Origin of the sequence: Pararhizobium sp. (assembly GCF_035497515.1) — a bacterium.
Taxonomy (GTDB): Bacteria; Pseudomonadota; Alphaproteobacteria; order Rhizobiales; family Rhizobiaceae; genus Pararhizobium.
In genome coordinates this window covers 1-2,772 of record NZ_DATJDJ010000102.1, presented here as the reverse complement: position 1 = coordinate 2,772, position 2,772 = coordinate 1, and the positions used below count along the sequence as shown (strand labels likewise).

The window sequence follows — 2,772 nt, the reverse complement described above, 5'->3', positions numbered from 1 at the left end:
CCGGACCGTAGACAGCAAGCGGATAGTAGCTCGACATGGAAATTCAGCGCCATGGCGGAGATATCCATCATTAATTCCGCGCAGGACTGAGAGCGGCGGTGCAAAAGTCGGCCACGGTAACGGCGCGCTAATCTCGCCGTAGGGGCGGAGTAAAATCCGGCCACCTATCTTCCTTCTGCATGAACGCAGGAGGGACAAGGGGATCTACACCGTGGAATTATATCTGAAGGTTCGCTTGGCTGTTTCGGAAGGGATGAGCCGGCGTCAGGCTGCGAAGCATTTCAACATATCTCGCGACAGCGTTTCCAAGATGGTGTCGTATTCGACGCCGCCCGGCTATCAGCGTCAGTTGCCGATCCGGCGTCCCAAGCTGGATGCGTTCGTTTCAACCATTGAGCATTGGCTGGAGGAAGACCTGAAGGTGCCGCGCAAGCAGCGCCATACGGCCAAGCGGGTGTTCGACCGGCTCCGGGACGAGCGCGGGTTCACCGGCGGCTATACGATCATCAAGGACTACATGCGCGAGCGGGATCGGCGTCGCCAGGAGGTATTCGTGCCGCTGTCGCATCCACCCGGCCATGCGCAGGCCGATTTCGGCGAGGCGATGGTGGTGATCGGCGGCGTGGAGCGCAAGGCGCACTTCTTCGTGTTGGATCTACCGCATAGCGACGGCTGCTATGTGCGCGCCTATCCGGCGGCGGTGTCGGAGGCCTGGGTCGATGGCCACATCCATGCGTTCTCCTTCTTCGGGGCCGTTCCGCAATCGATCGTCTACGACAACGACCGATGCCTCGTGGCCAAGATACTGCCCGACGGCACGCGCAAGCGCGCCACTCTGTTCAGCGGGTTTCTGTCCCACTACCTGATCCGGGACCGTTATGGCCGTCCGGGTAAAGGCAACGACAAGGGGAACGTCGAGGGGCTTGTCGGCTATTCCCGGCGCAACTTCATGGTGCCGATCCCGCAGTTTGCGACATGGGATGCGTTCAACGCCTGGCTGGAAGAGCAATGCCGCAAGCGTCAGCGTGACAGGCTGCGCAGGGAGAACGAGACAATCGGGGAACGGCTACAGCGCGATCTGGCCGCGATGCGCGCGTTGCCGGCCTCGCCCTTCGATGCCTGTGACCAAGCCAGTGCCAAGGTAACGGCCCAGTCGCTTGTACGCTACAAGACCAACGACTATTCCGCCCCGGTCGCCTATGGCCATCAGGATGTCTGGGTCCGGGGCTATGTCGACGAGGTGGTGATCGGCTGCCGCGGCGAGATCATCGCTCGCCATCCCCGAAGCTGGGAACGGGAAGACGTCGTCTTCGATCCGCTGCATTACCTGCCGCTGATCGAGCAGAAGATCAATGCGCTGGATCAGGCTGCACCTCTCCAGGGCTGGGATCTGCCCGAGGAATTCGCCACGCTGCGTCGCCTGATGGAAGGCCGCATGGCAAAACATGGCCGGAGGGAATACGTGCAGGTTCTTCGCCTGCTGGAAAGCTTCGAGCTTGCGGACCTGCATGCGGCGGTGAAGCAGGCCCTCCAACTCGGTGCGATCGGCTTCGACGCCGTCAAGCATTTGATCCTGTGCAGGGTGGAACGACGGCCGCCGCGCTTGGACCTGTCCATCTACCCATACCTGCCGAGGGCCACGGTCGAGACGACATCGGCGAAGGCCTACATGCGTCTCTTGTCGTCGGATGCGGGTGAAGCGGCATGAGCACTGAAGTGCCCGAGATCCTGCTCTCCCATTATCTCAAGACCCTGAAGCTACCGACCTTCCAGCGCGAGTATCAGAAGCTGGCCCGGCTATGTGCCACAGAAGGCGTCGATCATGTCGGATACCTCACCCGGCTTGCCGAGCGGGAGATGATCGAACGGGATCGACGCAAGGTCGAACGCCGCATCAAGGCGGCCAGGTTCCCTGTCGTCAAAAGCCTCGACAGCTTCGACTTCGCTGCCATCCCCAAGCTCAACAAGATGCAGGTCCTGGAACTGGCGCGCTGCGAATGGATCGAGCGCCGCGAGAACGTCATCGCCCTTGGTCCTTCCGGCACGGGCAAGACCCATGTGGCGCTCGGCCTGGGATTGGCGGCGTGCCAGAAGGGCCTGTCCGTCGGCTTCACGACCGCTGCCTCGCTGGTCAGCGAGATGATGGAGGCCCGTGACGAGCGGCGTCTGCTCCGCTTCCAGAAGCAGATGGCCGCCTACCAGCTTCTCATCATCGATGAGTTGGGCTTTGTACCGCTCTCCAAGACCGGCGCGGAATTGCTGTTCGAGCTGATCTCGCAACGCTACGAACGCGGTGCCACCCTGATCACCAGCAATCTTCCGTTTGACGAATGGACGGAAACCTTGGGGTCGGAGCGCCTCACTGGCGCTCTGCTCGATCGCATCACCCACCACGTCAACATCCTCGAGATGAATGGCGACAGCTATCGTCTCGCCCAAAGCCGCGCCCGAAAGGCCGGCTGAAGCACCCTCGCAAAATCACCGCGTGCGTATGAGACCCCCGCTCGGGCTACGCCCTCCCGGCGGTCTCACACGCACGCAAACCGTGGCCTGGTTTTACTCCGCCCATTGGCCTGATTTTGCTCCGCCGTTGACAGGCTGTTGCGTGAAGTTCAATCCCGAGGGCTGGGATGGGCAGGAACTGCATTTCAAAGACAAGCCGTTCCTCAAGGCGGCGACCCGAAGCGTCATGCACGTCCCGGTGAACATGGGCCGCGTATTCGCGCGAGTCTTCAAGCACATCGAAGAGGCGGGCGCCGCCGATGCCGAGCA

Annotated in this window: 3 protein-coding genes; all 3 read left to right on the top strand. The window is 61.8% G+C overall.

Going from position 1 to position 2,772, the window contains the following annotated elements; translation table 11 throughout:
• The first annotated feature begins 211 nt into the window (after positions 1-211).
• Positions 212-1,708 (top strand): IS21 family transposase, encoded by a 1,497-nt coding sequence (istA, locus tag VL202_RS10245; RefSeq protein ID WP_325464007.1) that lies wholly within the window; start codon positions 212-214, stop codon positions 1,706-1,708.
• Positions 1,705-2,463 (top strand): IS21-like element helper ATPase IstB, encoded by a 759-nt coding sequence (gene istB, locus VL202_RS10240; RefSeq protein WP_325464006.1) that lies wholly within the window; start codon positions 1,705-1,707, stop codon positions 2,461-2,463. The genes istA and istB overlap by 4 nt, the downstream gene beginning before the upstream one ends.
• A partial coding sequence (locus tag VL202_RS10235; RefSeq protein WP_325464005.1) for a hydrolase occupies positions 2,414-2,772 on the top strand: 359 nt, incomplete at its 3' end. The genes istB and VL202_RS10235, both read left to right, overlap by 50 nt.